We start from the raw sequence: 19,461 nt of genomic DNA, 5'->3' as shown, positions 1-19,461 counted from the left end.
CCGGGCAGACTGCTGCCATGGCGATTCGTATCGGCATCATCGGGGAAACCCAGCGGGAATGCGCTGACGGCCTGGCGCTATTGGACCTGCTCGCCAACCACGGGGTCACCGTGGCGGTCACGCAGAAGCCCGCGCAAATCGCCGGCGACCGGTGGCTAGCACGGGCGACAACCACAACAGCCCCGGACCAGAAGGTCCGGGGCTGAACTGTGCGTTGAGTGGTGGCCGCTGTCAGCTCCTCTCGGCATCGAGCTTGGCGGCGACGTTCTCGCCGGTCTGGATGCTGATGCGGGCGCGGGCCTCGTCGTGCCGGTTGAGCGCGGCAGATAGAGCGTCAGCTCGGGCACGGGCGGCTGGATCTTCGTTGGGCGGTTGGGCGTAGGAGAAGAGTGCGACATCGGAGGGTGCGCGATCGTCGCCGTGGGGGTCTCGGTCGGATTCCCATGGAACCGGCCATCCCTTGGGAAGCAGGCTGTCCTTCGTCCATAGAAGGACGTGCACGTCGCCAAGGTCCGGGCGCGCTTGACGGTTCGCTTCTATGATCTGTTTGGCGACGTCCCACTCGCGCAGGGAAGCATCCGTCGCCGTGTATCCGGCCGCCAGGCGCGTGCGGTCTCGGGTCTGGTCGGTGATCCGCCAGGCCCAAGCCCTCTCTGCGGTCATGGTGTGACCTTCAGGGTTCGGATGACCACCACGGTCGCATCGTCACGGTATCCCTCTTCATCGGCCTGCGCTGCGGCTACAAGGGCGTCGGCCAGGGCCTGCGGCCGGTCGGCGTGCTCGCGTACCAGGTTCTTCATGACGTCGGGCTCGATCTGGTCGTGGACGCCGTCGCTGGTGAGTAGGAGCAGGCGGTCGTCGATGCCGACTTCGCCCACGGTGGCGACGGTGGCCTGGCTGAGACTGACGCGCACCCAGGAGTCGTGATGGGCGGCGACCTCGATGGGAACGTCGCCGTGGATGCGCGCCCACTGACCCATCGTCTGATCGGTCGTGAACAGCTCCAGGCGGGTGCCGTCCCAGCCGTAGGCGCGGCAGTCGCCCACCCACGCGGCGCGTGCCTGCCGTCCTCCCGGGCGGAGGATCACGGCGACGGCGACGGCGTCGGCTTCTTCGCCGTCCGCTCCTTCGTCTGCCACGAGTTCGGCGGCGCCGAGGATGCCGGCGAGCGGGCCGCGGCGTGCGGCCAGGCGGGCTGCGACCTCGGCAAGGAGCGGCGCGGTGGCGGAGGTGTGCGGGCCGTGGCCGACGCCGTCCACCACCGCGGCCCCGACCGTTCCGTCGGCGAGTACGTACACCTTGGCGGCGTCGGCGTTGTCGAGCGCGGTGCCCTCGCGGGTGGCGATGCCCGTGGTGATCGTGCGGTCACTTACTGTGGTCATGGGTTCCATCTTCCTGTTCGCGAGCCGGTCTTGTCCGGTCTATCGGGTACGGCAACGGCCCTGGCTTTGACCGGCCAGGGCCGTGCGGGCGTAAATTCAGTCCTCGTCCTCAACCTCCACCTCCGGGTCGGGTAGTGCACCGCCGGAGATGAGTGCGTCAATGACATCGGCCGCGTAGCCGTCGCGGGTGAGCTGTTCGCGCAGCATCCGGGCCTTGTACCACGACTTCTCGATCTTCTTGATGCGTTCGGCGGCTTTCTCGCGCCGCCGCATCTCGGGCTTCCGGGTCTCCCACGCCTCGCGGCATTCCTTGTGCGCCGGGTAGCCGTTCTGCCCGTTCGACAGCAGCCGGGTGGCGATGCCGCAGTGCTCGCAGGCCCGGGGATCGATCGCCGCGCAGGTTTCGCGGTGGGCGCCGGCGTGGGCGGTGAGCGCCACTATCTCACTGCCGCCGCGGGCCCGCCGCTTCTCTCCACAGCGGCACGTGAAGTCGGCGACGGGCGTGGACGACGACCGCTCTGGGACGTACACGCGTAAGCCGTACACGGCTACCGCAGCAGGTGTTTCGGGAACGGCTCGCGCTCCACGCGCACCCCGAAGGATCGGATCCAGTACCAGTGGAACGGGAACTCGTTCGCGCCGAGCTCCATGAGTGCGACGGCCCGGTGATGCCCGTCGCCGACATACAGGGCCTCGTCCCGGTCCGAGACTCCGATCAGGATGGGCTCACGGAGTCCTTCCTTTGAGATCAACGCCTTGTACGCGTCGACCGTCTTCCGGTCCTTGCCGCGGGCGAACTGACGGTGAGCGTCGGCCCACTTCCGGAACTGGATCGGGCGGATCTGGCGGTCGTTGAGGTGCGACGTTGGCATGCTGCCGACCCAAGGGCTCATGTCAGCCGCCCTCCTCGGTGTCGATCCACCGGAAGGCCGCGAAGGCGGTGGCCCGCGGGTTGGCGGTGTCTGCGCAGATGGCGCTCGCCCCGTCGACGTCACCGGCATTGACGAGCGCGGCGGCCTTCTTGGCCGCTTCAACGTCAACGGGGACATCGAGGTCGATCGACTGCGGGGCGTGGCGGCGCTTGAACAGGCTGTTGAGCATGTCGTTCCCTTCGGTCAGAGGTTGCAGTGAACGGCCAGCGCCGCGGCTTGGCCGAGGAGTTGGCCGGCCTGCGCCTGGGTGAGGCGCCGGTTGGTGTGGGTGATGGGGTCGCCGCTGCCGATGGCTTGGCGGACGAGGATGCGGGCTTCCTGTTCGTCGCGGCCGTTGCGGGCTTCGGCTTGGATGGCGTATTCGAGGCAGACGCCGCCGCGGCCGTTGGTGCCGGTGTCGCGGGACCAGCCGCCGGGGCGGAGGATTCGCCGCTGGGCTCGCTGGAGGAGTTCCGCAACCGGGTTGCCGGTGGTGGTCGGGGTGAGGCGGATGATGTCCGCGTAGTTGAGGACGGTCTCGGGGTGCCGGGCGTCGACTGCGTGTGCGAGCTCGGCTTCCTGGAGGCGCACGGTCATGGTGGCGGCGGCTATGGCGAGCCGTGCGTCCAGGTCGAGCACCGGCGCCGCGGTGGGTGGTCTTGCTTTGACGGCGGTGGCCGTGGTCATCTCAGAGTCCTCCTGCTGCTTTTGGGTGGTGGGTGGGGTGGGGCGCCCCTGACTGCTGCCAGGCTGGGAGGGGCGCCCCGGCTGTTATTCGGCGACGATCTCGGCGAGCGTCACGCCTACCTCGCGGGCGGTTTCACTGGTTTTCTGCGCCGCCTTGTAGTCCTCGTCAGTGCCGGAAAGCTGGAACGCCTTCCATGTTCGGCGGGCCTCGGCAAGCAGTTGGTCTCGGTTCGTACTGGTCATCGCGGTCACTCCTGCGCTTTGATGTGGACTGGCGGAAGTGGCGCCTGGTGTTGTCCAGGCGTGGGGAGCGCCCCCGGTTCAGTTACTTGGCGACGCGCCGTTCGGCTTCGGCTTCGATCTGCTTGAAGGTCCAGCCGGCGGCCTGCGCCTTCTCGGTGCTGAGGTCGGCCGTTGTGTAGGCGGGGCCGGTGAAGACGTCGTCCTGCATGAGCTTGAGGACTACTACGGCATCGCGGACTGCGGTTTCGAAGAGCTGGGCATCTGACATCGGTTCAGGTCCCTTCGCCGAAGCGGACTGCCATGGTGGCTTCGAGTAGTTCAGTGGCCTCGCTGCCGTCGGTGGTGCGGGTCTCGAAGCGGGCCGTCACCTCGGCGACGATTCGGTCAGTGGTGGCGCGGTCTCCGCGCTTCTTCGCGGCGATGTAGTCGCGCACGGACTGGTGGGTGATCTTCAGGTCGGGCATGAGGTCTCCTTGATCGTTGTCAGATGCGCCAGCCGCGGAGCGAACGGCGCTTGCGGGGATCGCTGCCGTCCGCGACCTGCTTCTCCAGGCCACGGATCTCCGCCTCGTCGAGAACACCCTCGTAACCGTCAGGAAGCGGCCCGCCCACCTGCGCGCCGGGGGTCGCGACGTTCCGGATCCCCTTGGGCGGCTGGGTGTAGACGGGGCCGTAGTTGAGGACTAGCGACTCGACGGACTGGCCGCCGATCATCGCGCCACCGAGCAGCGGGTGGTCGCCCGTGATCCGCAAGGCGCTGTAAAGCTGCGCGTCCTCGTAGGGGATCCGGTCGTTCGCAATGTCGTACACGATGTACACGACGTCGCCCTTCTTCAGCTCGCGGGACGCCTTCTGCGCGTCCTTGCGGGTGCGCTTGTACTCGGTTTTGGGCATGACGATCTCCTTCGAGGTGTTGGATCACGGGGTTGTTATGTGTTGGTTTGCGGGGGTGCTAGGTGCCGCTACTGATGGAGAAGCCGCAGGTCACGGCCGCTAGGCGATCCGCTATGACGTCGCTATCGAGCGCCGCCATAGCGGTTGCCCAGCAAGCCGGGTAGCTGCTGTGACCTGCGGAAACGAAGCGGCTAGCAGGCACTAGCAAGGCGACAAGCGGGCCATTACGGGCGTAGGTGGACTGCTAGGTCGTCCCGTTTGAACCCGCGCGGGTTCGCCAGTCCGTCCCACGCGCCAAGCTGCACCGGCTTGCCGACGGCCTCGGCTAGCAGGTTCTTCACGGACTCGCTGTCCACCGCGCCGTAGGTGGCCGGGTCGTAATCAGCGAGGGCCTCGGCGAGGACCTCGGTGCGCATGCGATCTACGCCGCGCTTGTCCATCACGTCGACCGCGTCCCCGATCAGCGCCATAGTCGTGTCGGGCGCCATTCCGGCAGCCGGCTCGGCGTCACACAAGCGCAGCAGCTGCCCCCAGGTGAGGAGTTCGACCGGGGCTTCCTTCTTGAGGTTGCCCTCCACGTCGTACACGGGCTCGACGTACTCGGGCAGGTCGACGCCGCGCATCGCTTCCAGGCTGTCCTGGTCGGGGTCGAGAAGTCCGGCTTCCAGCCGCTCCTGCGCGAGCTGCCGCAGTACCGCGGACGGGGCCTCGTGGATCGCGTACTCGATCGGCTCGTCCACCATGCCGGGCACACCCTTGATGAAGATGTGTCCGGCGTCCTTCGGGTCGGTCGCGGTTGCCGGGGACAGCTTGTGGGGCAGGTAGCCCTCCTTGACGGAGCCGTCACCGAAGACGCTGCGGGTGTCTTCCACCTTGCAGGGGCCGATGGCCTGCAAGGCAACCATCTGCGCGTAGTTGCCGCCGAGGTAGGCACTTTGGCCGCCCTGCGACGCCGCCTCCTCGACGATCAGCTCCTTCCGGCCCACGAGGAGCAGGTCCGCATACAGGCGCTTGGCCAGGGTGCTGGCCTTCGGAAGCTCGTCGAAGAAGATGGTGACGGCAGGGCGCTCGGGGCTCACCTTCCACTTGTTGCCCATCCCGAGCTTCTTGCGTAGCCGGGCGCGCCCCTTGGCCATGACCAGGAAGAACAGGAGTACGGCTTCGATCTGCTCGTTGGTGCGGGCGGTGATCCTCACTGCGTCTTCAAGGTCTTCGAGTCCGTCACCGAACGGGTCGAGGTCGATGGTGATGTTGTCCCGGCATGCGGTGACCCCTTCGGCGAGGGCCTGGAGGATGCCGGTCTTGCCTCCGCCTGACGCGGCCACCCAGAGGCCCATGACGCCGGCGAGCGAGAGTTCGAGCGGGTCGCCGCCAACGGAGGTGCCGACGCGGAACTTGTCGGTGATCGACAGGGACTTGGGCGCCCGGTACGGCAGGCCAGGCGCTGTGGCGAACGGATTGCCTTCGACAAGGCGGAGGATCGCGCACGCCCTGCGGGCCTTCAGGGGCTGCGGGCGGACACCGTTGGTGGGCAGGTCGAACCGAGTCTCCAGGTCACCCGCCTTGGTAATGATCGCCTCCGGGGTGCCCTCGCTGACGCGGACGGTGCACTGCCAGCCCCACGGCTGTCGCTGCACGTCCGACACCTCGACGATCGGCACGCTCTCAGCCCGCGCCGCCAGCAGCACGCACTGGGCCAGCTGCTCGGGGGTCGTGGCGTTGCGGATGGGGAACGGCTTGGCGCCCTCGGGCAGTTGGTCGACGGTCATGAACGCCTGGCCGCCCGTTGGAGAGCCGGCCATCCCAGCGGGCACTGCACCCTGCACGGCCGCCGGGGTCGAGGTCAGCGCCGTGGGCAGGGCCAGGCCTTGCGCTTCCTCAGCCTCGATCGGCCTGGCGAGGTACCACCAGCCGAACGGGGCCACCCCGAGGCTCAACAGCGCGAGGGACGGTTCGATGAGCACCCCGTTCAACCAGCCGTATCCGCCGCCGATGACTATGGCCGCACGGGTGGCCTTCTTCGCCCACCGCGCCTTGCCCAGTTCCTTGCTGGTGGGCGGCAGGACCGCAATCGCGGGCCCTTCGTCGGCGCGTGCGGCCAACCGGGCCTCGGCGGCGGCGAGTTCGCCGTTGATCCGATCCACCTCGGGGGTGGACTCCCGCTGCTGAGTAGCTGCACGCACCTTGGCTTCGGTGAGCCGGCCGCGCTGCCGGGCCACTTCGCGGATCAACTGATCGTCAGCGTCCAGCGCCTTCTTCCGCTTCTGGTCGACAACCTGCTCGGCAAGCTTCAGGTCGTTGATGTCCGCCGTGGCGAACCAGGCCCGGATGCGGGCGTTCACCCGGCCCCGCTGGTCCGTGAGCGCACTACGGGCCTTGGCGGCGTGCGGGCGCCCCTTCTCGACGATGTGGCCCTGAAGGCGGCGGACACGGCCCTCTTCGACGACCTCGGCGTCCACGATGGTCTCGGTCTGTTCGATGGCCACTGGCCGACTGTCCTTTCGCGTTGGGGTGGGCGGCGGGGCCAACTGGCCCCGCCGCAGGGGTTTCTAGAAGCCGGCCCATACGTTGCCGAGGCTCGTTGCGGCCGAGCCGCCGAGCTGCTGGACCAGCGGGCCGACGAACGTGGGTGCGAGGTAGACGCCGAGGGCGACGCACGCCACCGCCTGGAGGGCCTTCACGGTGCCCTTCTTGACCATGACGATGACAATGACGAGCAGGGCCACGCCGATCGCCACGGTGACGCTGATCGCCCCGCCGCTGGCCTGGGTCTGGATCTGCTGCGGGTTGGTGCCGTACTGCGGGTTCGGGGTGTTGTAGCGCGGGTCGAATCCGTTGCCAGGCTGCGGGCTGCTGCTCAGGTCGCTGCCGACACCGTCACCGGGACTGTCGGCGAGGGTGACCACCGCGGCACGGTGGGAGTCGTTGGCCTGGTAGCCGGCCGAGTCCATTCCGGTGATGCGGATGGTCTTCCCGGAGGGCATGGTGACGGGGGTTCCGGCCGCCTCGGTGACGGCCGACTCGACGGCCACAGTCGCGGTCTCGGGGGTGGTGGCGGACGCGGTACCGGCGGACGCGAACAGGGCGGCAGCAGCGGCGCCGGACAGGGCGATCGTGCGGACGATGCGGGACATGACGGGGGCTCCTTCGAGGGTGGGTTAGATGGCGTCGCTGGATGCTGCGGACTGGCGTGCGGTTTCGGCTGCGAGGGTCTTGGTGACGGGGTGGTACGGGGCGGTGTCGCCGGGGGTACGGAGGGGCGGGATGCCGCCGTTGAAGCGGCGCCCGTCGGGGGTGTTGGGGTCCTTCTTGGGGCGTGCGGGCTTTTGGGATCCGACCTGCGACGCACCGTCATCTGACGGGCACTCTGTGGCAGCCTTCATGCGGGCCTGTGCGGCGCGCGTCTGGGCCTCGATGTCGGCAGTGATGCCGACGTGCTTGGAGCCGGTCACGCGGTACCAGGCGTCGGCCCAGATCTGCTCGGTGACGTGCTCCGCGCCGCGGGCGGATCGCATCGCGTCGGCGACGGCCCACACGTCCGGGTGGCTCGCCTTGCGGTCGACGTCGCGACGCTCCTGCTCGGCCTTCGCGCGAGCCTCGGCGATCGCCTTCGCAGCGGAGGCTGCATGCTCGGCATCCCTCTTGTCGCGCTGCGCCTTCTCCCTCGCGTCGGAGGCTGCCTTCGCGGCCTTTCGCGCGGCCCGGCGCTCGCGCCGCGAAGGGATGCCGTCGGCCTTCTGCGCCTTGCCGTGCTCGTAGGCCATGAGGACGACCGGCCCACCGAGGGAGGCGATGGCACCGATGAGGCCGGCGTTGAAGCCGATCTCCGGCTTCGTCAACCCGCCATGCATATTGATCGCCGCGGCAATGGCTGCGGAGATCATGATGCCGACCCGGTACGGGGCTGCGTCCCGACGGTTCGCAACAGCCCATGCGGCGCCGAGTGCCAGCACCAGCGCCAGCCCCTCCAAGAGGATCGGTGCCGCAAGGAGGAACTTCCGCGCCGGGTCCCAGAAGTGGAGCAACTGAACCGGCGCGGCAATGACAAGGCCGACGGCGTAGATGGAGCGGGCGCCCCACTTCCACAGGTTCTCGGTGCGCTTCTGCTCGTCGGCCCGGTCGGCGTCGCGCTTCGTCTCGTCGGCTTCGTCCTTGCGGGTCTTCGCCGCGCGGGCCTCGGACGCGGCCTTCTCTTCGGCGAGTGTGGCCAGCCGCTTGGCGTGCGCGGCCTTGTCGGTTTCGAGCTTCATCGCGGCCCGCTCGTTGGCGATCCGCTGCCTCTCAGCATCGGCTTCGGCCTTGATCTCGGAAGCCTTGATCTCAGCGGCGGCCTCAGCTTCGGCCTTGATGCGCGCGGCTTCGGCGTCGGCTGCTGCGCGCTGCCGGATTGCCTCGGCTTCGGCGAGGGCGACGTGGTCCACGGCCGGTACCTGCTCGGCAGCCGGCTCGGGCTGGGGGGTGGGCTTCTCCCACACGGTGGCGTTTCCGGTGGTCTGGATGGGCCGCCAGTCCCCCACAACGGGCAGGGCGGCAGGGCGCGGGCGGCCGTTCACCTGAGGCGGGGCGGCGGTGGTCATGACGGGCGGCTTCCTTTCGGATCAGGCGGGGTTGCGGATGGCGGTAAGAGTGGGGCGGCGTGTCAGCGCTGCTGTTGGGCGACCCAGCGGCGGCCGTCGAAGACGATCGCGACGCCGAGGCCGGTGATGCGCCCGTTCGCGACTCGAACGCTGCCCGGCGCGAGGCTGTCGAGTTCGGTCATGAGGCCGGCGATCGCATCGGCGATGCGGGAGGCTTCCCTCTCCATGGCCCGCATCTGGTCGGGGGTTCCGGTGAACATGTGGATCTCCTATCGGTCAGTGCTTGGGGGTGCGGGTCTTGGTGCCGCGCAGGTGCGGCCAGGCGGCCAGCCCGAGGGCGAACCCGACGAGGGCCGGCTGCTCGGACAGCACCACGACAGCTCCGGCGAGCGCCGCCGCCAGGCCCGGAAACAGGACCAGCAACAGCAGTGCGGCGGCGATCAGAAACAGCTTCTTCACGGCTACAGCCCTTCCAGGCGAGGCGAATTGGGGGGTTCTGCGCGTGCCCCCGTCTGCGTTTGCGGCGACGTCCGTGGAGACCGGACGGGGGCTGACTCAGGCGGTTAAAAGCGCCCCGACCTGGAGTCGGGTGCCTCAAGCGGTGGTGCTACTTCTTCTTGGCTTCCTGAGCGGCCTGCTCTTCGGCTTCCAGCTCCCGTGCGGCCTGCTCTGTGAGCTGCCTGCGCTCCTCGTCATCTGCGGCTTCGCTGTGTGCGGCGACTGTGTTCCAGAAACCCATATCGATCTCCTACTTGTGGTCGGCGGCCGGGTGGTCGATGCCGTATCCGCGATTCGTGTAGCGGGCCCAGTAGGTGGTGGCGGGCATGTCGCCCGCCTCGTACTGGGCCCGGTCGGATGCCTTGTAGCGGGGGTCAGTCGTGGTGACCGAGCCGTCCTCGGTGGTGACGGAGACGTCCTTGCCACCCTTGCCCCATTTGAGGCCCATGCGGTTCTCCTTCGGTTTCGGCTCCGGGCTGTCCGGCTCCCCTTGCCGCCCGCCGGTGGCAGGCGACGCGGGCAACCGTCAGGCCGCCGCCGGGTACGTGAGGCCCCGGATCTCGTCCATGACGTCGAGGGCCAGGGCGACGGACAGGGACTCGGCCAGCGCGGACGGGTTGCCGCTGCGCTTCGCCGCCAGGTAGTTGGTGACGGCCTGCGCACGAACCGCACCCTCCGCCTCCGCGATGTCGGACTCGGACGGGACGGCGAACAGGTGACGAGACATGGGGGTGCCAATCTGTGAGTGGTGATCAAGGTGGTTGGGGTTACTTCTTCTTGCCGGTGAGGTTGATGCGGACCCGCGACTTGGGGGCCGGGGCCGGGGCGGGGGCGGGACTCCGGTCGCCGAGGTTGATGCGAACCCGGGACTTCGGCTTGTCATCGGACATGGGGGTGGCCTCTCGGATGGCGGGTCGGGGTGGTGGAATGCACCGCCCGTGGGGGCTACGGGGGTTGGAAGCACCCCACGGGCGGTGCTGTCTGGGGGTCAGCGGCGGGCGGCTTTACAGCCAGCGCCGCTTGGGCTTCTTCGGCGGGGTGGCGAGTCGCTCCTGTCGAGCGGCGTCATCGCGTAGGCGAGCGGCGCGAGACAGGTGCTTGTCGCGGGTCTTCGCCGCGCGGTCCGCCGCCTGCGGGTCGCTGTAGTCGCGTCCCTGACGCCCATACACGTCGACGTCCATCTGGTGCCTCTCGGCTTCCCTTTCGGACCGGGAGGCCTGCCTGTTGGCGATCTGCGCCAAGTGGCCTGCGTTGCGGCGGGCGTACTGCTGCTCCGGGGTTTCCATCTGACTGAACTTGCGGCTCACGGCGGGATGTCCTTCCTGGGTCAGCGGCGGGCGGTGACGATGCAGTCGCGCTCGTACTTCGCGTCCTCGATGGCCTTCTGGGCTTCGCGGGCACGCTCCTGCGCCAACCGGGCCTGCTCGGCGAGAGCAGCCTCGGCGGCGGCCTGAAGCTCCTCCGGGGTCACGACGACTCACCGTCCTCGTCCTCCAGCGGCGGATAGATCGTGGCCCGGAGAGCGCCGGCATCCCACTCGCCCTTGCCCCACTTGAACGGGGCGTACAGGTGGACGACGCCGTCACGGTCGGTGCGCTCCTTGACCGTCGCCTTCAGGTAAGTGGCCCACTGTTCGAGGGCCGCTCGCTGCTCGTCCGGTGTCGACGCGAGACCGATCGCCTCGCCGGTCAGGGCGCCCGTGCTGGCGAGCGTCCACATCAGCGGGGGGAAGTCGTGCTTCACGCCGTGAGCGACCATCCGGCCCAAGGCTTCGTGCGCCCGCAGCTGCCAGCGGTACATGTTCGCGGGGGCGGGCTTCTTCACTGCTGCCACCCCGTCTCGGACTGCTCGTCGGGGTCGGCGGTCAGGCGGGCGATGTGCTGCCCGCCGTCGCGGTGCGCGTACTCGGCCAGCGCACCCGGCACGTAGTCGGCGGTGAAGATGACCACGAGGTCGTCCGGCCACCAGCCGAGGAACACGTCGTCGATGTCAGCGACCAGAGCGGGCGAGATGTTCGCGTCCACCGTCACCACTTCCGCTTCTGAATGAACCGGCGGAGCTCGGCCGGGTCCGACGGGCGCTGCGGGGACGACTGCTGCGGGATGACGGTGAGCCGCAGACGCCCGGCGACGATGCGGCCCGAAGCCAGAGGGCGGGGGCGACGGGACGGGTCCGGGGTCGCAACCAACGTGGCGGTCATGACACACCGCCAACCCGCTGCGCCAGCTTGAACGCCGCGAACCTGCGGGCCGACGAGTCGGACGCGGCACCCTCGCGGATCTGATCCGCCAGAGTCTCCGGGTCCTGCTGGAGCGACGACGGCACCGTGGCCGTACCCGACTCCAAGCGGGCAACCGCGCCGGTGATGACGGCATTGCGGTCGAGCGGGGTGCGGGCGGTCATGACGTGGCCGCCGGGGTGGGCTCGGCGTAGACCGGCTCGACGAAGTAGCGGTGCGGCCTCGCCCGGTTCGGGTTCATCGTCACGTTGTTCTGCTCGGCACAGAACCGGTCGGCCACGAAGATGCTGCCGGTCTCGCCGATCTCGACGGGCTTGGCCCACCAGTGCGGGGCGATCTCGGTCTCACGCATGATGCGGAAAGCGGTGACCGGGGCGGCCGGGCGAACGAACGAGGCCGCAGCGTGCGCGGCACGATCGGCGGGCGAAAGGACGGGGGTCTGGGTGAGGGATGCGGTGGACATCAGGCGACCTCGGAAAGCTCGGCGACCGGACCTCGGCGGAGGCGGTCGGCAACGGTGTACTCGGGGATCCGGATCTCGCCACCGCGCTTCTTACTGCCCTCCGTGGGGGCCTTGCCGTAGCGGATGGAGGGGAGCTCGCCCTCGACGACCCATCGGTAGACGGTCGAAGCCGAGACGCCGAGCGCGCTGGCCGCTTCCTTGACGGACAGCGTCGGCAGCCTCTTGGGAAGCGGCATGTCTAAGTCCTCCAATCGGAGTTGGTGGGTGGCTGGTGCGTTCTCGACTGTATCGGTATTTCTAAAAACCAACAAGCTTTTCGGGACGGTCGGAAGCTCAGGCAGGCCGCATATCATGAAAACCAGCTAGGTTCGGACAGTAGGCAAGGAGACGGAGAGGCCATTGGCCAGCGACAACGAGTGGATCAGTACCTCGGCGGACTACATCAAGCCACGTTCACCTGAGGCAGGTGACGCCTGGGCCGAAGAAGCCGCCAGCAAGGCGGCGGTGGGGCGCCAGTCCCTCACGGGCGCGGGCGAGGTGCACCCGCCGGCGTCGGTCGCCGAGTCGCTGGGCCTTGCTGTCGACGAAACGGTCATCGCCCGGCAGCGGATCATGTACGCCGACGACGCGCCGGTAGAGATTGCGAACACCTACTACCCGGCCGCGATCGCCAAGGGAACACCGCTTGCCGCGCCGCGAAAGATCAAGGGCGGGGCTGTCGCGTGTCTCGCGAACCTCGGCTACACGGCAGCGCGCGTGATCGAGGACATCACCGCGCGCCCTGCGCTCGAAGCCGAACGAGACCAGCTGAACCTCGGCGAGCACGAACCTGTCGTTGTCATCGAGCGACTCACCCTCGACAGCTCTGACCGTCCGATCCAGGCGGACGTAATGGTGGCCCCCGCCGCGCTCCGGCGTCTCCGATACGAACTGAAGGTGGACTGAATGGCCGCGAACAGAACCCCAGGAGACGCGGCCGACCCCCGCCCCGTCCACGAACGAATCGCCACCGACCTCCGCCGGGCGATCCTTTCGGGCGACCTGCCCGCAGGTGAGCCGATTCCGAGCACGGAGAAGTTGAAGGAGCGATTCAGAGCGTCCAGCGCAAGCATCCAGAAAGCCGTCACGATGCTCAAGGGCGAAGGCCTGTTGGAGGGACGCGCCGGCTCGTCCGTAAGGGTGCTGGCGGTACGCCGGCAAACCATGACCCCCGCCGCCTACTCGAAGCCTGCCGAGGATGGCCAGCCGTACCGGTGGCTCAGCGAGGCTGAGAAGAAGGGGCGGCGACCTGGGATTCAGCTCTTGCAGGTCGGCGAGGTCGAGCCGCCGGCCGACGTCCGCGAAGCACTGGGGCTGGAGGCGAAGCAGACTGCGGTCCTGCGCAAGCAGTTGCTGTCACTCAGTGGCGAGCCGTGCGAACTGGTCCACTCCTACTACCCCTTGGAGCTGGCCTCCGGAACCGCCCTGGCCGACAAAGTGAAGATCAAGGGCGGAACGCCGACGTTGCTCGCCAGCCTCGGGTACCCGCCTCTCCACACCGTCGATCAGGTGACTGCCGAAGAGGCGACGAACGAGGAGTACGAGGCGCTTCGATTGCCGCGCCAGGTTGCGATTCTCCGCACGTTCCGCGTGGTGCTCAGCACGGACGACGCAGTCATCGAGGTGACGACCATGGCCAAGGCCGGGCACCTCTACTCCTTGCAGTACGACTTCTGACCTGCACGTCCGACGCCTCAACTCACGCCGAGTTGAGGCGTCTTCGCATTTGCTTCATCAGAGTCACTAGCCAATCATTCACAAATAGCGATACGGTTCTTCTGTGGGTCGACACACACCCACAGAAGGGACTCTCATGCCTGAACTCCCCGAGCGCACCGCGCTCTACCGCCTGTACGACGCGAGCGATCGACTCCTGTACATCGGCATCGCCAAGGACACCAAGAAGCGCTGGAAGGACCACGAGCTGATCCAGCGGTGGTGGCACCTGGTCGCGCGACACACGATCACATGGCTCCCCTCACGCGAACAGGCATTGGCGGTCGAGGAGAAAACGGTCCGCGAGGAGACCCCCCTCTACAACGCCGAGCGCCTCCCGAACGGGCGGTACAAGCGACTCAAATACGACGACACGCGAGAGGTTCGGCACGCCGCCGATTCCCTTCTACGGGAGATCGCCGACGGCGTCCTCACCCCCGGCACCCAGATCCACTTGGTGCGCCTAGCCAGGCGATACGGCGTCTCCGCTATCAGCGTCATGGGGGCACTGAGGTCGTTGCCTCACAATGCCATCGAAGAGCGCGGCAACACCAGGTGGGTCGCTAAAAGGTAGACCCCCGCCTATTTCCGGCCGCTTCTACCCCATGTCCGTTTCGTTCCGCGAGCAGGGACGGAGAGCGGACGAATCCTATCCGTCCTGGCAAGTCGTCGGTTCCCGCAGGTGGCGGCCCGCTTCTCGGTCGGTCCGGATCTTCACGGACCCCAGAACGACCTGTCTTAACGTCGCCATGAACGCGAACGGCCGGGCGCTGGTACGCCCGGCCGGTTCAACCAGCGGGTCATCACCCCGCTGATCAGTGATCCATCCCAATCACGAAACGGAAATCACAGTGACTGTACTTCATGACGCCCCGATCGTCCCGGCCCGGTCGACGGTTCACCCGACGCCGTGCCCGGCGTGGTGCAAGGACCGCCATCACCCGTCGGCCCATAACTCGTCGGCGCATGACACGGCTCACCGGAGCCCCGAAGTGCTGCTCACCGCGCCCGGCATCAACGGTCCGGACGTGATTGTGCGGGCGGAGCTGTTCCGTCTTGATGAGCTCGACTCCAGCAGTGAAGAGGTCATTTACGTGCAGGGCGAGGGGCAGCGGGAGATGTCCGGTCCGGAGCTGGACGTTTTCATTGCGCAGGCGCAGGGATTCGTCGACAGCCTGCGGGTGCTGCGCGGTCAGCTCGGCTGAGCGATCACCACGAACCATGACGGCCGGGCGGCAATGCTGCCCGGCCGTCTCATCTACGAATGGACTGACGGATGGTTATGCGAGTCTTCCGCACCGACGCGGTCGGCGAGTCGGTTGCCGCGTCCAAGGCCCTGCTGCTCGACGCCCGACTCAGCTACGCAGCAAGGGGTCTTCTGCTTGAGATCTTGGCGCGCCCGGAGGGTTGGGAAGCGAACGCTGATGAGCTCTCGCGCGAGGCCCGCCTCGCGCGAGGAGATACCGCAAGCGAAGGGCGGCGGGCGGTGCGAGCTTTGTTCGGGGAGTTGGAGGCGGTCGGATACATGCGCCGCACGCGTCATCGCAACTCCTCAGGCACGTTCTACACCGTCCTGGAGGTTGGGGATTCGCCGGAGGCTCTGCCGCATCCGCAACGGTCCCCGGTCGAACGGGCACCGTTCCCGACGCGGCGGCAGGAGAGCGTCGTGTACGTCATCGGCGACGGGCGTAGCAGGGTGGTCAAGATCGGCACGACCAGCAATCTCCGCAGCCGCTTGAAGGGTCTCCAGACCGGTTCGGCCTACGAGTTGCGGGTGCTGTGGTCGTTCGGTGGTGACGTTCGCCTGGAGGAGTATCTGCACAGGCGTTACGGCGAACTCCGGTTGGAGGGCGAGTGGTTCGACTTCGGTGACGACGATCCGGTGGAGCGCGTCATGGCGACGGTGGATACCTACTACCTGGTCCCGTTGGGGACGTGCGCAAGTTGGTCGTAGCGCGCTCCAGCACTACGGCGGCGACGGGAAACCACTGCCCGACTGGCTGGTGCGATTCCCTCGGTGACCCCGGACGCACGTGAGCCTCCCAGTCCGAGAAGGCTGGGAGGCTTCGTCATGTTGGGTGGCCGGTTCAGTCCGTTGCGGGCTGACTGTCCGTTGTGCCTTTGACGGCGATGCGGTCGTCAATGACGATGCGGGTGACGGGCGCTCGATCACCCGTGGGCTGGGCGGCCGGCGTTCCGTCTGGTTCCAACTGCTGGAGCGCGTGCTTGATGCGCCGGTACGCCTTGGACGCGATATGCCGGGTGCCGGCGCCGAGCTGCTGGTCGCCCCGGGTGCGCTGGAGCGCTTCGAGGATGGCGATGAGGGTGCGCCCGGAGACGTCCACGTCGATGAGGCAATCGTCGTCGGGGTTGACGATGGCGGGGAGCCGGAAGTGTTCGCCGCGCGCGGCTTCCGCGACGAGGAAGTCCCAGGTGTCGCGGTGGCATGAGATCTCGGCGTAGGCGATGCCCGCGGCAAGGTCGAGGAGGGTGTTGAACTCGTCTTCGTCGCCTTGCTGTTGCTGCTCGGCGTGGGTGGCGGACGGTTCGGGAGGGGCCTCCAGTGCGGCCGGTGGATCGGGGGTGGCCCGTGGTTCCGCCGCTTCGAGGCGGACGGTTTCGATCTCGGCGCGGGCTTGCTGGATCTCTCGCCGTGCTGTGCTTATGTCGCCCTGTGCGGCCCTGAGTGCGTCGCGTAGTTCTCGGTTGTCGTTTTGGAGTCCCGTGATGGCGGTGCTGATGAGGTCGGCGAGTTCGCGGCGCTGTCTCTCGGTGTCTTGGGCGATCTCTGAGATCTCGCGGCTGAGGGTTGTGCCGATGTCTTTCACGGCGGTGGCGAGGGTGTCGCTGGTGGACTTGATCTGGGTTCGTATTTCGGCGGCGTCGTTCTTGCGGATCATTACGGGCTCTCCTGTCATCACCGTTCTGTGACCGGATGGAAGCTCCCCGTAGTTCGTTCAGGTGACACGGCGGGTTTGAGCCGACCTGCCCCCGCCCGACGGCCCCCGAACCCCCCGGCCGGGGGGTTCGTCGTGAGTCTGGCCCGCGTGGGCGGTGGGCGCTACTGTGAGCCATCCCATCCCCCAGGTCATATGCCTGCGACATATTCGCAGGTGGCGGGGCATGGAAACAGGCCCCCGATGGGTGAATCAGGGGCCTGCCGGTGGTGCTAAGGATCAATATCTGGGGTACGTTTTCTGTGTCAGACGAGCCCCTTGGAGGGCTGCCGGGACAAGGCCGGAACCAGGGAACTGGATCCTCCACCCACGTGGTGGCAGTGGCCCCCGGAGCCCCCCAAGGGGCTTTGTCGTGTTCATCCCACGGACCACTTCTCCCACCAGGAGCGGCCGGTCACGAACGACGAGTCCGTGCCGACAACCTTGACGCCGTAGCCGCGGAGCCGACCGTTGCGGCGGTAGAGCTGGTGCTTGCACAGGAGCAGGTTCGAGGCGCACGCGTCGTCGGCGGGGTCGCCGCTGAGTGCGCAGTTGAGGAGCCCCGCGTGCAGGTCAGCGAGCTGGATGCCGTCCCAGTCGGTTCCCATCCACACGGGCGGCCACTTGATGTGCTGCCAGGGCACGCCCCAGGTTTCGATCTGCCCCTGTCGCACGAAGTTGAGGTAGCCGGCGGTGTCGGCGTGGTCCATACCCTTGACGAGTCCGAGGCGGACGATGGCGAACCGCGGCCCGCCCAGCCAGCCCTTGGCGGCGTGGGCGACGCGTTCGAGCAGGAGGCGGGTTGTGTAGTTGTAGAAGCGGTCTCTGTCGGCCATTCCGGGGGCGGTGCGGGCGGCTTCCTTGGGGACGATGACGTGGATGACGCGGGCGGATGGCATTCCGGCGAGTGCCGTGGCGGCCATGAGTCGCCGGTCTGCGTGCTTGCGTTTGAAGTGGTCCACCCAGTGGAGCGGCTTCACCTGTTCGGTGTCTCCGCCGTGGATGACGGAGCGGAGGCCGGCGGCGGCGTAGCGGACGGTCCAGTCGTCTTCGGCGGGGACCATGAGGGCGGTCATGGCGAAGAACGGCGAGGACCGTTGCCCAAGGCCGCGGTCTCCGGTTTCGTCGACGTACACGTTGAGCTTCGGGAGGGTGCCTGGGTGGGCCGCGCCGAGGAGGAGACCTGTCATGGGGTCTGCTGGCGGGGCGAAGCGCCAACGCTGGCGCTACGGTTGCTCTGTACCACGGGAGGGTTGGTCTCCTCTGGTTTTGCCCCCGGCGGATCGCCTCCGCCGGGGGTTTTGCGTTTCGACCACGCGTTCGCTCTTCCCGCACGCGCGGTGACGGTACGTTACCCCGATTGTCCGGCTCTCGGGTAAACCGTATTCGCGGCGCCTGACTGTGCGTCGGACGCGAGAAACCCCCGCACCGACGATCCGGTGCGGGGGCTACATCGTGGTCACGGCCGCCGGGTCCTCATTCCAGGCATTCGACGCAGGGGCGTTGCCGGAGTGGCAAGTTCAGGCAGATGAACAGGGCGCCGCCAGGTATGCGGACGCCGATGGTTCGGTTGCAGTTTTCATCGCCGCCGCGGATTCCGTCGAGGATGAGGAGCTTCCACCAGGGACTGTCCCAGCCTGTCGACATGAAGACGCGACTGCTGACGATGTTGTCGTACTCGTCGATCATGCGGGGTCCTTCGCCTGGCCGGCGGCCGGGCACCAGGGGCAGCCGGTGACGGGTTCCCGGTGGTGCTGGTGGTGGATGGCTTTGCTGTGGATGCAGTGCTCGGTCTCGGGGGCGCCGTCATCAACTGCCGCGAGTACGGCCTCGGCAACGGCTTGTCGGACGGACAGTGGGAGCCATCGGTCGTGGGCTTTGAGTGCGGGGGCGATGGCGTTGAACGCCAAAGCCGCTCGACGGTCGGTCATTTCGGTTCCTTTCGGTCACGTTTCGCGGATCGGCGGGGCTGTGCGCCTCGCTGGCGTTCTCAGCCTCGGAGCGCCTGGGGTGCCCGGAAGGACTGTTCGGCCGTCAGGCGGTCACTGAGGGCCCTTCTCGGGCCTGTTGCGGTCCAAGCGGAGATGCGACCGGCACCCGGACCTCCCCGAGCGCCACCTCCCCCAGCCGCAGAGCCACCGCGACCGCCTGCGTCCGGTCCCGCACCCCCAGCACCCCGAAGGCGCCCTGGAGGTGGCGGCGGACCGTGGCCCGGCTGATCCCGATCGCGCGGCCGATCGACGTGTCCCCGTGGCCGTTCGCGGCGAGGATCAGCACCTGCCGCTGGCGGGGCGTCAGGGCTGCGCTCATGCCGCCACCTGCCCGGTCCTGACGAGGTGCCAGTGGCCGCACGCGCACTCCCACGGCTGCCACCCGTGAGCCCCGGTGAGTGCGCGGGTGACGGCGGCGGCCATGGCGAGGTTGCGGGTGCGGTACGGGTCCCCGGTGGTGCATGCGGGGCGGGGTGCTGGGGCTGGCGGGTGCCGGAGCCACGTGCGGGTGGTCACGGCGTGCCGTTGATCTGCCGGGCCACCGCGAGGGCTTCGAGGTTGAGCGTGGCGATGAGGCCGAACGTCCAGTCGTTGGCGGCCTCGTTGGCGTCGGCCATACGGTCCAGCCAGTCGGCGAGCGCGGCCCCGACGCCGGGGTGCATGAGGGCGATGTAGTCGGCGTCGGCGCGGCCTTGGTCGCTGTCTGCGGTTTCGATGCCGGGGCCGTCGATGTACCAGCCGAAGTCGCCGATGCCGGTTTGTGTCCAAGGGCTGGGTGTGGCGGTGGTGGCGCGTGCCCTCAGGAGGGCGGCGGCGGTGCGGAGTTCGTCGGCGGGGCTGGTGGTCATCGTGTCCTCCGTGGCGTTGTGCGTCTCTGTGGCGGTC

38 protein-coding genes are annotated in these 19,461 nt (G+C 68.1%); 6 read left to right on the top strand and 32 right to left on the bottom strand.

Translation table 11 applies throughout. The annotated features are described in order from the left end of the window. Nucleotides 1-17 precede the first annotated feature (17 nt). Nucleotides 18-206, top strand: coding sequence for a hypothetical protein (locus tag OIE74_RS32950; protein ID WP_329390216.1), 189 nt, complete (start codon nucleotides 18-20; stop codon nucleotides 204-206). Between the two features lie 25 nt (nucleotides 207-231). On the opposite strand, the gene OIE74_RS32945 is transcribed toward OIE74_RS32950, so the two are convergent. The 26 genes from OIE74_RS32945 to OIE74_RS32820 all read right to left on the bottom strand — a co-directional run bounded on the left by OIE74_RS32945 (nucleotide 232) and on the right by OIE74_RS32820 (nucleotide 12,130). After that, complete coding sequence (locus OIE74_RS32945) at nucleotides 232-663, bottom strand: hypothetical protein (RefSeq protein WP_329390214.1); 432 nt, start codon at nucleotides 661-663, stop codon at nucleotides 232-234. Further along, the gene (locus OIE74_RS32940; protein WP_329390212.1) at nucleotides 660-1,382 is read right to left on the bottom strand and encodes a hypothetical protein; all 723 of its coding nucleotides are present in this window, start codon (nucleotides 1,380-1,382) and stop codon (nucleotides 660-662) included. Before OIE74_RS32940 ends, OIE74_RS32945 begins: the two co-directional genes overlap by 4 nt. A gap of 96 nt (nucleotides 1,383-1,478) precedes the next feature. Beyond that, nucleotides 1,479-1,913: a hypothetical protein gene (locus OIE74_RS32935; protein WP_329390210.1), complete on the bottom strand. Its 435-nt coding sequence runs from the start codon at nucleotides 1,911-1,913 to the stop codon at nucleotides 1,479-1,481. A 17-nt stretch (nucleotides 1,914-1,930) separates the two neighbouring features. Next, on the bottom strand, nucleotides 1,931-2,275 hold the full coding sequence (locus OIE74_RS32930) for a ParB N-terminal domain-containing protein (RefSeq protein WP_329390207.1): 345 nt from the start codon (nucleotides 2,273-2,275) through the stop codon (nucleotides 1,931-1,933). A gap of 1 nt (nucleotide 2,276) precedes the next feature. Then, nucleotides 2,277-2,483, bottom strand: coding sequence for a hypothetical protein (locus OIE74_RS32925; protein WP_329390205.1), 207 nt, complete (start codon nucleotides 2,481-2,483; stop codon nucleotides 2,277-2,279). A gap of 14 nt (nucleotides 2,484-2,497) precedes the next feature. Next, the gene (locus OIE74_RS32920) at nucleotides 2,498-2,980 is read right to left on the bottom strand and encodes a hypothetical protein (RefSeq protein ID WP_329390203.1); all 483 of its coding nucleotides are present in this window, start codon (nucleotides 2,978-2,980) and stop codon (nucleotides 2,498-2,500) included. An 84-nt stretch (nucleotides 2,981-3,064) separates the two neighbouring features. Beyond that, entirely contained in the window at nucleotides 3,065-3,223 is a 159-nt protein-coding gene (locus tag OIE74_RS32915) for a hypothetical protein (RefSeq protein ID WP_329390201.1), read from the bottom strand. A gap of 82 nt (nucleotides 3,224-3,305) precedes the next feature. Further along, nucleotides 3,306-3,491, bottom strand: a complete 186-nt coding sequence (locus tag OIE74_RS32910) for a hypothetical protein (RefSeq protein WP_329390199.1) — start codon at nucleotides 3,489-3,491, stop codon at nucleotides 3,306-3,308. A 4-nt stretch (nucleotides 3,492-3,495) separates the two neighbouring features. After that, a complete protein-coding gene (locus OIE74_RS32905; RefSeq protein ID WP_329390197.1) occupies nucleotides 3,496-3,687 on the bottom strand; it encodes a hypothetical protein in 192 nt (63 codons plus the stop codon). Nucleotides 3,688-3,706: 19 nt separating this feature from the next. Beyond that, the gene (locus OIE74_RS32900; RefSeq protein WP_329390196.1) at nucleotides 3,707-4,117 is read right to left on the bottom strand and encodes a hypothetical protein; all 411 of its coding nucleotides are present in this window, start codon (nucleotides 4,115-4,117) and stop codon (nucleotides 3,707-3,709) included. Nucleotides 4,118-4,341: 224 nt separating this feature from the next. Next, nucleotides 4,342-6,603: a hypothetical protein gene (locus tag OIE74_RS32895; protein ID WP_329390194.1), complete on the bottom strand. Its 2,262-nt coding sequence runs from the start codon at nucleotides 6,601-6,603 to the stop codon at nucleotides 4,342-4,344. A 63-nt stretch (nucleotides 6,604-6,666) separates the two neighbouring features. Next, nucleotides 6,667-7,251, bottom strand: coding sequence for a hypothetical protein (locus tag OIE74_RS32890; protein WP_329390192.1), 585 nt, complete (start codon nucleotides 7,249-7,251; stop codon nucleotides 6,667-6,669). Between the two features lie 24 nt (nucleotides 7,252-7,275). Continuing rightward, nucleotides 7,276-8,694, bottom strand: coding sequence for a hypothetical protein (locus OIE74_RS32885; RefSeq protein ID WP_329390190.1), 1,419 nt, complete (start codon nucleotides 8,692-8,694; stop codon nucleotides 7,276-7,278). 62 nt (nucleotides 8,695-8,756) lie between these two features. Continuing rightward, nucleotides 8,757-8,954 carry a hypothetical protein gene (locus OIE74_RS32880; RefSeq protein WP_329390188.1) on the bottom strand — a complete coding sequence of 66 codons (198 nt, stop codon included), beginning with the start codon at nucleotides 8,952-8,954 and terminating at the stop codon, nucleotides 8,757-8,759. Nucleotides 8,955-8,970: 16 nt separating this feature from the next. Beyond that, nucleotides 8,971-9,153: a hypothetical protein gene (locus tag OIE74_RS32875; RefSeq protein ID WP_329390185.1), complete on the bottom strand. Its 183-nt coding sequence runs from the start codon at nucleotides 9,151-9,153 to the stop codon at nucleotides 8,971-8,973. A 148-nt stretch (nucleotides 9,154-9,301) separates the two neighbouring features. Next, the gene (locus tag OIE74_RS32870) at nucleotides 9,302-9,433 is read right to left on the bottom strand and encodes a hypothetical protein (protein WP_329390183.1); all 132 of its coding nucleotides are present in this window, start codon (nucleotides 9,431-9,433) and stop codon (nucleotides 9,302-9,304) included. Nucleotides 9,434-9,442: 9 nt separating this feature from the next. Next, complete coding sequence (locus OIE74_RS32865) at nucleotides 9,443-9,640, bottom strand: hypothetical protein (RefSeq protein WP_329390181.1); 198 nt, start codon at nucleotides 9,638-9,640, stop codon at nucleotides 9,443-9,445. Nucleotides 9,641-9,718: 78 nt separating this feature from the next. Continuing rightward, complete coding sequence (locus OIE74_RS32860; protein ID WP_329390179.1) at nucleotides 9,719-9,919, bottom strand: hypothetical protein; 201 nt, start codon at nucleotides 9,917-9,919, stop codon at nucleotides 9,719-9,721. Nucleotides 9,920-9,959: 40 nt separating this feature from the next. Then, the gene (locus OIE74_RS32855; protein WP_329390177.1) at nucleotides 9,960-10,082 is read right to left on the bottom strand and encodes a hypothetical protein; all 123 of its coding nucleotides are present in this window, start codon (nucleotides 10,080-10,082) and stop codon (nucleotides 9,960-9,962) included. A gap of 114 nt (nucleotides 10,083-10,196) precedes the next feature. Next, nucleotides 10,197-10,499, bottom strand: a complete 303-nt coding sequence (locus OIE74_RS32850; protein ID WP_329390175.1) for a hypothetical protein — start codon at nucleotides 10,497-10,499, stop codon at nucleotides 10,197-10,199. 20 nt (nucleotides 10,500-10,519) lie between these two features. After that, entirely contained in the window at nucleotides 10,520-10,663 is a 144-nt protein-coding gene (locus tag OIE74_RS32845) for a hypothetical protein (protein ID WP_329390173.1), read from the bottom strand. Further along, nucleotides 10,660-11,016 carry a hypothetical protein gene (locus OIE74_RS32840; RefSeq protein WP_329390171.1) on the bottom strand — a complete coding sequence of 119 codons (357 nt, stop codon included), beginning with the start codon at nucleotides 11,014-11,016 and terminating at the stop codon, nucleotides 10,660-10,662. Before OIE74_RS32840 ends, OIE74_RS32845 begins: the two co-directional genes overlap by 4 nt. Further along, nucleotides 11,013-11,222, bottom strand: coding sequence for a hypothetical protein (locus tag OIE74_RS32835; protein WP_329390169.1), 210 nt, complete (start codon nucleotides 11,220-11,222; stop codon nucleotides 11,013-11,015). Before OIE74_RS32835 ends, OIE74_RS32840 begins: the two co-directional genes overlap by 4 nt. 166 nt (nucleotides 11,223-11,388) lie before the next feature. Continuing rightward, the gene (locus OIE74_RS32830; protein WP_329390166.1) at nucleotides 11,389-11,595 is read right to left on the bottom strand and encodes a hypothetical protein; all 207 of its coding nucleotides are present in this window, start codon (nucleotides 11,593-11,595) and stop codon (nucleotides 11,389-11,391) included. Further along, nucleotides 11,592-11,894 carry a hypothetical protein gene (locus OIE74_RS32825; RefSeq protein WP_329390164.1) on the bottom strand — a complete coding sequence of 101 codons (303 nt, stop codon included), beginning with the start codon at nucleotides 11,892-11,894 and terminating at the stop codon, nucleotides 11,592-11,594. The genes OIE74_RS32830 and OIE74_RS32825 overlap by 4 nt, the downstream gene beginning before the upstream one ends. After that, nucleotides 11,894-12,130: a helix-turn-helix domain-containing protein gene (locus OIE74_RS32820; RefSeq protein ID WP_329390163.1), complete on the bottom strand. Its 237-nt coding sequence runs from the start codon at nucleotides 12,128-12,130 to the stop codon at nucleotides 11,894-11,896. The genes OIE74_RS32825 and OIE74_RS32820 overlap by 1 nt, the downstream gene beginning before the upstream one ends. A gap of 163 nt (nucleotides 12,131-12,293) precedes the next feature. Here OIE74_RS32820 and OIE74_RS32815 point away from each other — a divergent pair, with 163 nt between their 5' ends. The 5 genes from OIE74_RS32815 (at nucleotide 12,294) to OIE74_RS32795 (ending at nucleotide 15,603) form a co-directional block, all read left to right on the top strand. Next, nucleotides 12,294-12,839 (top strand): GntR family transcriptional regulator, encoded by a 546-nt coding sequence (locus OIE74_RS32815; RefSeq protein WP_329390161.1) that lies wholly within the window; start codon nucleotides 12,294-12,296, stop codon nucleotides 12,837-12,839. Next, complete coding sequence (locus tag OIE74_RS32810; protein ID WP_329390159.1) at nucleotides 12,840-13,610, top strand: GntR family transcriptional regulator; 771 nt, start codon at nucleotides 12,840-12,842, stop codon at nucleotides 13,608-13,610. It abuts the gene before it with no gap. 136 nt (nucleotides 13,611-13,746) lie between these two features. Further along, nucleotides 13,747-14,223 carry a GntR family transcriptional regulator gene (locus tag OIE74_RS32805; protein ID WP_329390157.1) on the top strand — a complete coding sequence of 159 codons (477 nt, stop codon included), beginning with the start codon at nucleotides 13,747-13,749 and terminating at the stop codon, nucleotides 14,221-14,223. Nucleotides 14,224-14,467: 244 nt separating this feature from the next. Further along, a complete protein-coding gene (locus tag OIE74_RS38700; RefSeq protein ID WP_443076298.1) occupies nucleotides 14,468-14,854 on the top strand; it encodes a DUF6907 domain-containing protein in 387 nt (128 codons plus the stop codon). Between the two features lie 77 nt (nucleotides 14,855-14,931). Further along, nucleotides 14,932-15,603, top strand: coding sequence for a GIY-YIG nuclease family protein (locus OIE74_RS32795; protein WP_329390153.1), 672 nt, complete (start codon nucleotides 14,932-14,934; stop codon nucleotides 15,601-15,603). Nucleotides 15,604-15,736: 133 nt separating this feature from the next. Here OIE74_RS32795 and OIE74_RS32790 read toward each other — a convergent pair whose 3' ends face one another. The 6 genes from OIE74_RS32790 to OIE74_RS32765 all read right to left on the bottom strand — a co-directional run bounded on the left by OIE74_RS32790 (nucleotide 15,737) and on the right by OIE74_RS32765 (nucleotide 19,424). Next, entirely contained in the window at nucleotides 15,737-16,549 is an 813-nt protein-coding gene (locus tag OIE74_RS32790; RefSeq protein ID WP_329390151.1) for a hypothetical protein, read from the bottom strand. A 413-nt stretch (nucleotides 16,550-16,962) separates the two neighbouring features. Further along, on the bottom strand, nucleotides 16,963-17,775 hold the full coding sequence (locus OIE74_RS32785) for a DUF3800 domain-containing protein (protein ID WP_329390149.1): 813 nt from the start codon (nucleotides 17,773-17,775) through the stop codon (nucleotides 16,963-16,965). A 286-nt stretch (nucleotides 17,776-18,061) separates the two neighbouring features. Continuing rightward, nucleotides 18,062-18,274 carry a hypothetical protein gene (locus OIE74_RS32780; RefSeq protein ID WP_329390147.1) on the bottom strand — a complete coding sequence of 71 codons (213 nt, stop codon included), beginning with the start codon at nucleotides 18,272-18,274 and terminating at the stop codon, nucleotides 18,062-18,064. Continuing rightward, on the bottom strand, nucleotides 18,271-18,516 hold the full coding sequence (locus tag OIE74_RS32775; RefSeq protein ID WP_329390145.1) for a hypothetical protein: 246 nt from the start codon (nucleotides 18,514-18,516) through the stop codon (nucleotides 18,271-18,273). The genes OIE74_RS32780 and OIE74_RS32775 overlap by 4 nt, the downstream gene beginning before the upstream one ends. Before the next feature lie 103 nt (nucleotides 18,517-18,619). Next, nucleotides 18,620-18,895, bottom strand: coding sequence for a LuxR C-terminal-related transcriptional regulator (locus OIE74_RS32770; RefSeq protein ID WP_329390142.1), 276 nt, complete (start codon nucleotides 18,893-18,895; stop codon nucleotides 18,620-18,622). 193 nt (nucleotides 18,896-19,088) lie between these two features. Further along, nucleotides 19,089-19,424 (bottom strand): hypothetical protein, encoded by a 336-nt coding sequence (locus OIE74_RS32765; RefSeq protein WP_329390140.1) that lies wholly within the window; start codon nucleotides 19,422-19,424, stop codon nucleotides 19,089-19,091. Nucleotides 19,425-19,461 lie beyond the last annotated feature (37 nt).

The sequence above is a fragment of the Streptomyces sp. NBC_01716 genome (assembly GCF_036248275.1).
In the GTDB taxonomy this organism is placed as follows: Bacteria; Actinomycetota; Actinomycetes; order Streptomycetales; family Streptomycetaceae; genus Streptomyces.
The sequence above is the reverse complement of the archived record's forward strand: the minus strand, read 5'-3'. Positions and strand labels throughout refer to the sequence as shown.

Bases quoted from the DNA above. Each gene is read 5' to 3' on its own strand.
- OIE74_RS32950 (WP_329390216.1), top strand. From the start codon at position 18: ATGGCGATTCGTATCGGCATCATCGGGGAAACCCAGCGGGAATGCGCT.
- OIE74_RS32945 (WP_329390214.1), bottom strand. From the start codon at position 663: ATGACCGCAGAGAGGGCTTGGGCCTGGCGGATCACCGACCAGACCCGA.
- OIE74_RS32940 (WP_329390212.1), bottom strand. From the start codon at position 1,382: ATGACCACAGTAAGTGACCGCACGATCACCACGGGCATCGCCACCCGC.
- OIE74_RS32930 (WP_329390207.1), bottom strand. From the start codon at position 2,275: ATGAGCCCTTGGGTCGGCAGCATGCCAACGTCGCACCTCAACGACCGC.
- OIE74_RS32925 (WP_329390205.1), bottom strand. From the start codon at position 2,483: ATGCTCAACAGCCTGTTCAAGCGCCGCCACGCCCCGCAGTCGATCGAC.
- OIE74_RS32920 (WP_329390203.1), bottom strand. From the start codon at position 2,980: ATGACCACGGCCACCGCCGTCAAAGCAAGACCACCCACCGCGGCGCCG.
- OIE74_RS32915 (WP_329390201.1), bottom strand. From the start codon at position 3,223: ATGACCAGTACGAACCGAGACCAACTGCTTGCCGAGGCCCGCCGAACA.
- OIE74_RS32910 (WP_329390199.1), bottom strand. From the start codon at position 3,491: ATGTCAGATGCCCAGCTCTTCGAAACCGCAGTCCGCGATGCCGTAGTA.
- OIE74_RS32905 (WP_329390197.1), bottom strand. From the start codon at position 3,687: ATGCCCGACCTGAAGATCACCCACCAGTCCGTGCGCGACTACATCGCC.
- OIE74_RS32900 (WP_329390196.1), bottom strand. From the start codon at position 4,117: ATGCCCAAAACCGAGTACAAGCGCACCCGCAAGGACGCGCAGAAGGCG.
- OIE74_RS32890 (WP_329390192.1), bottom strand. From the start codon at position 7,251: ATGTCCCGCATCGTCCGCACGATCGCCCTGTCCGGCGCCGCTGCTGCC.
- OIE74_RS32885 (WP_329390190.1), bottom strand. From the start codon at position 8,694: ATGACCACCGCCGCCCCGCCTCAGGTGAACGGCCGCCCGCGCCCTGCC.
- OIE74_RS32880 (WP_329390188.1), bottom strand. From the start codon at position 8,954: ATGTTCACCGGAACCCCCGACCAGATGCGGGCCATGGAGAGGGAAGCC.
- OIE74_RS32870 (WP_329390183.1), bottom strand. From the start codon at position 9,433: ATGGGTTTCTGGAACACAGTCGCCGCACACAGCGAAGCCGCAGATGAC.
- OIE74_RS32865 (WP_329390181.1), bottom strand. From the start codon at position 9,640: ATGGGCCTCAAATGGGGCAAGGGTGGCAAGGACGTCTCCGTCACCACC.
- OIE74_RS32860 (WP_329390179.1), bottom strand. From the start codon at position 9,919: ATGTCTCGTCACCTGTTCGCCGTCCCGTCCGAGTCCGACATCGCGGAG.
- OIE74_RS32855 (WP_329390177.1), bottom strand. From the start codon at position 10,082: ATGTCCGATGACAAGCCGAAGTCCCGGGTTCGCATCAACCTCGGCGAC.
- OIE74_RS32830 (WP_329390166.1), bottom strand. From the start codon at position 11,595: ATGACCGCCCGCACCCCGCTCGACCGCAATGCCGTCATCACCGGCGCG.
- OIE74_RS32825 (WP_329390164.1), bottom strand. From the start codon at position 11,894: ATGTCCACCGCATCCCTCACCCAGACCCCCGTCCTTTCGCCCGCCGAT.
- OIE74_RS32820 (WP_329390163.1), bottom strand. From the start codon at position 12,130: ATGCCGCTTCCCAAGAGGCTGCCGACGCTGTCCGTCAAGGAAGCGGCC.
- OIE74_RS32810 (WP_329390159.1), top strand. From the start codon at position 12,840: ATGGCCGCGAACAGAACCCCAGGAGACGCGGCCGACCCCCGCCCCGTC.
- OIE74_RS32805 (WP_329390157.1), top strand. From the start codon at position 13,747: ATGCCTGAACTCCCCGAGCGCACCGCGCTCTACCGCCTGTACGACGCG.
- OIE74_RS32795 (WP_329390153.1), top strand. From the start codon at position 14,932: ATGCGAGTCTTCCGCACCGACGCGGTCGGCGAGTCGGTTGCCGCGTCC.
- OIE74_RS32790 (WP_329390151.1), bottom strand. From the start codon at position 16,549: ATGATCCGCAAGAACGACGCCGCCGAAATACGAACCCAGATCAAGTCC.
- OIE74_RS32785 (WP_329390149.1), bottom strand. From the start codon at position 17,775: ATGACAGGTCTCCTCCTCGGCGCGGCCCACCCAGGCACCCTCCCGAAG.
- OIE74_RS32780 (WP_329390147.1), bottom strand. From the start codon at position 18,274: ATGATCGACGAGTACGACAACATCGTCAGCAGTCGCGTCTTCATGTCG.
- OIE74_RS32775 (WP_329390145.1), bottom strand. From the start codon at position 18,516: ATGACCGACCGTCGAGCGGCTTTGGCGTTCAACGCCATCGCCCCCGCA.
- OIE74_RS32770 (WP_329390142.1), bottom strand. From the start codon at position 18,895: ATGAGCGCAGCCCTGACGCCCCGCCAGCGGCAGGTGCTGATCCTCGCC.
- OIE74_RS32765 (WP_329390140.1), bottom strand. From the start codon at position 19,424: ATGACCACCAGCCCCGCCGACGAACTCCGCACCGCCGCCGCCCTCCTG.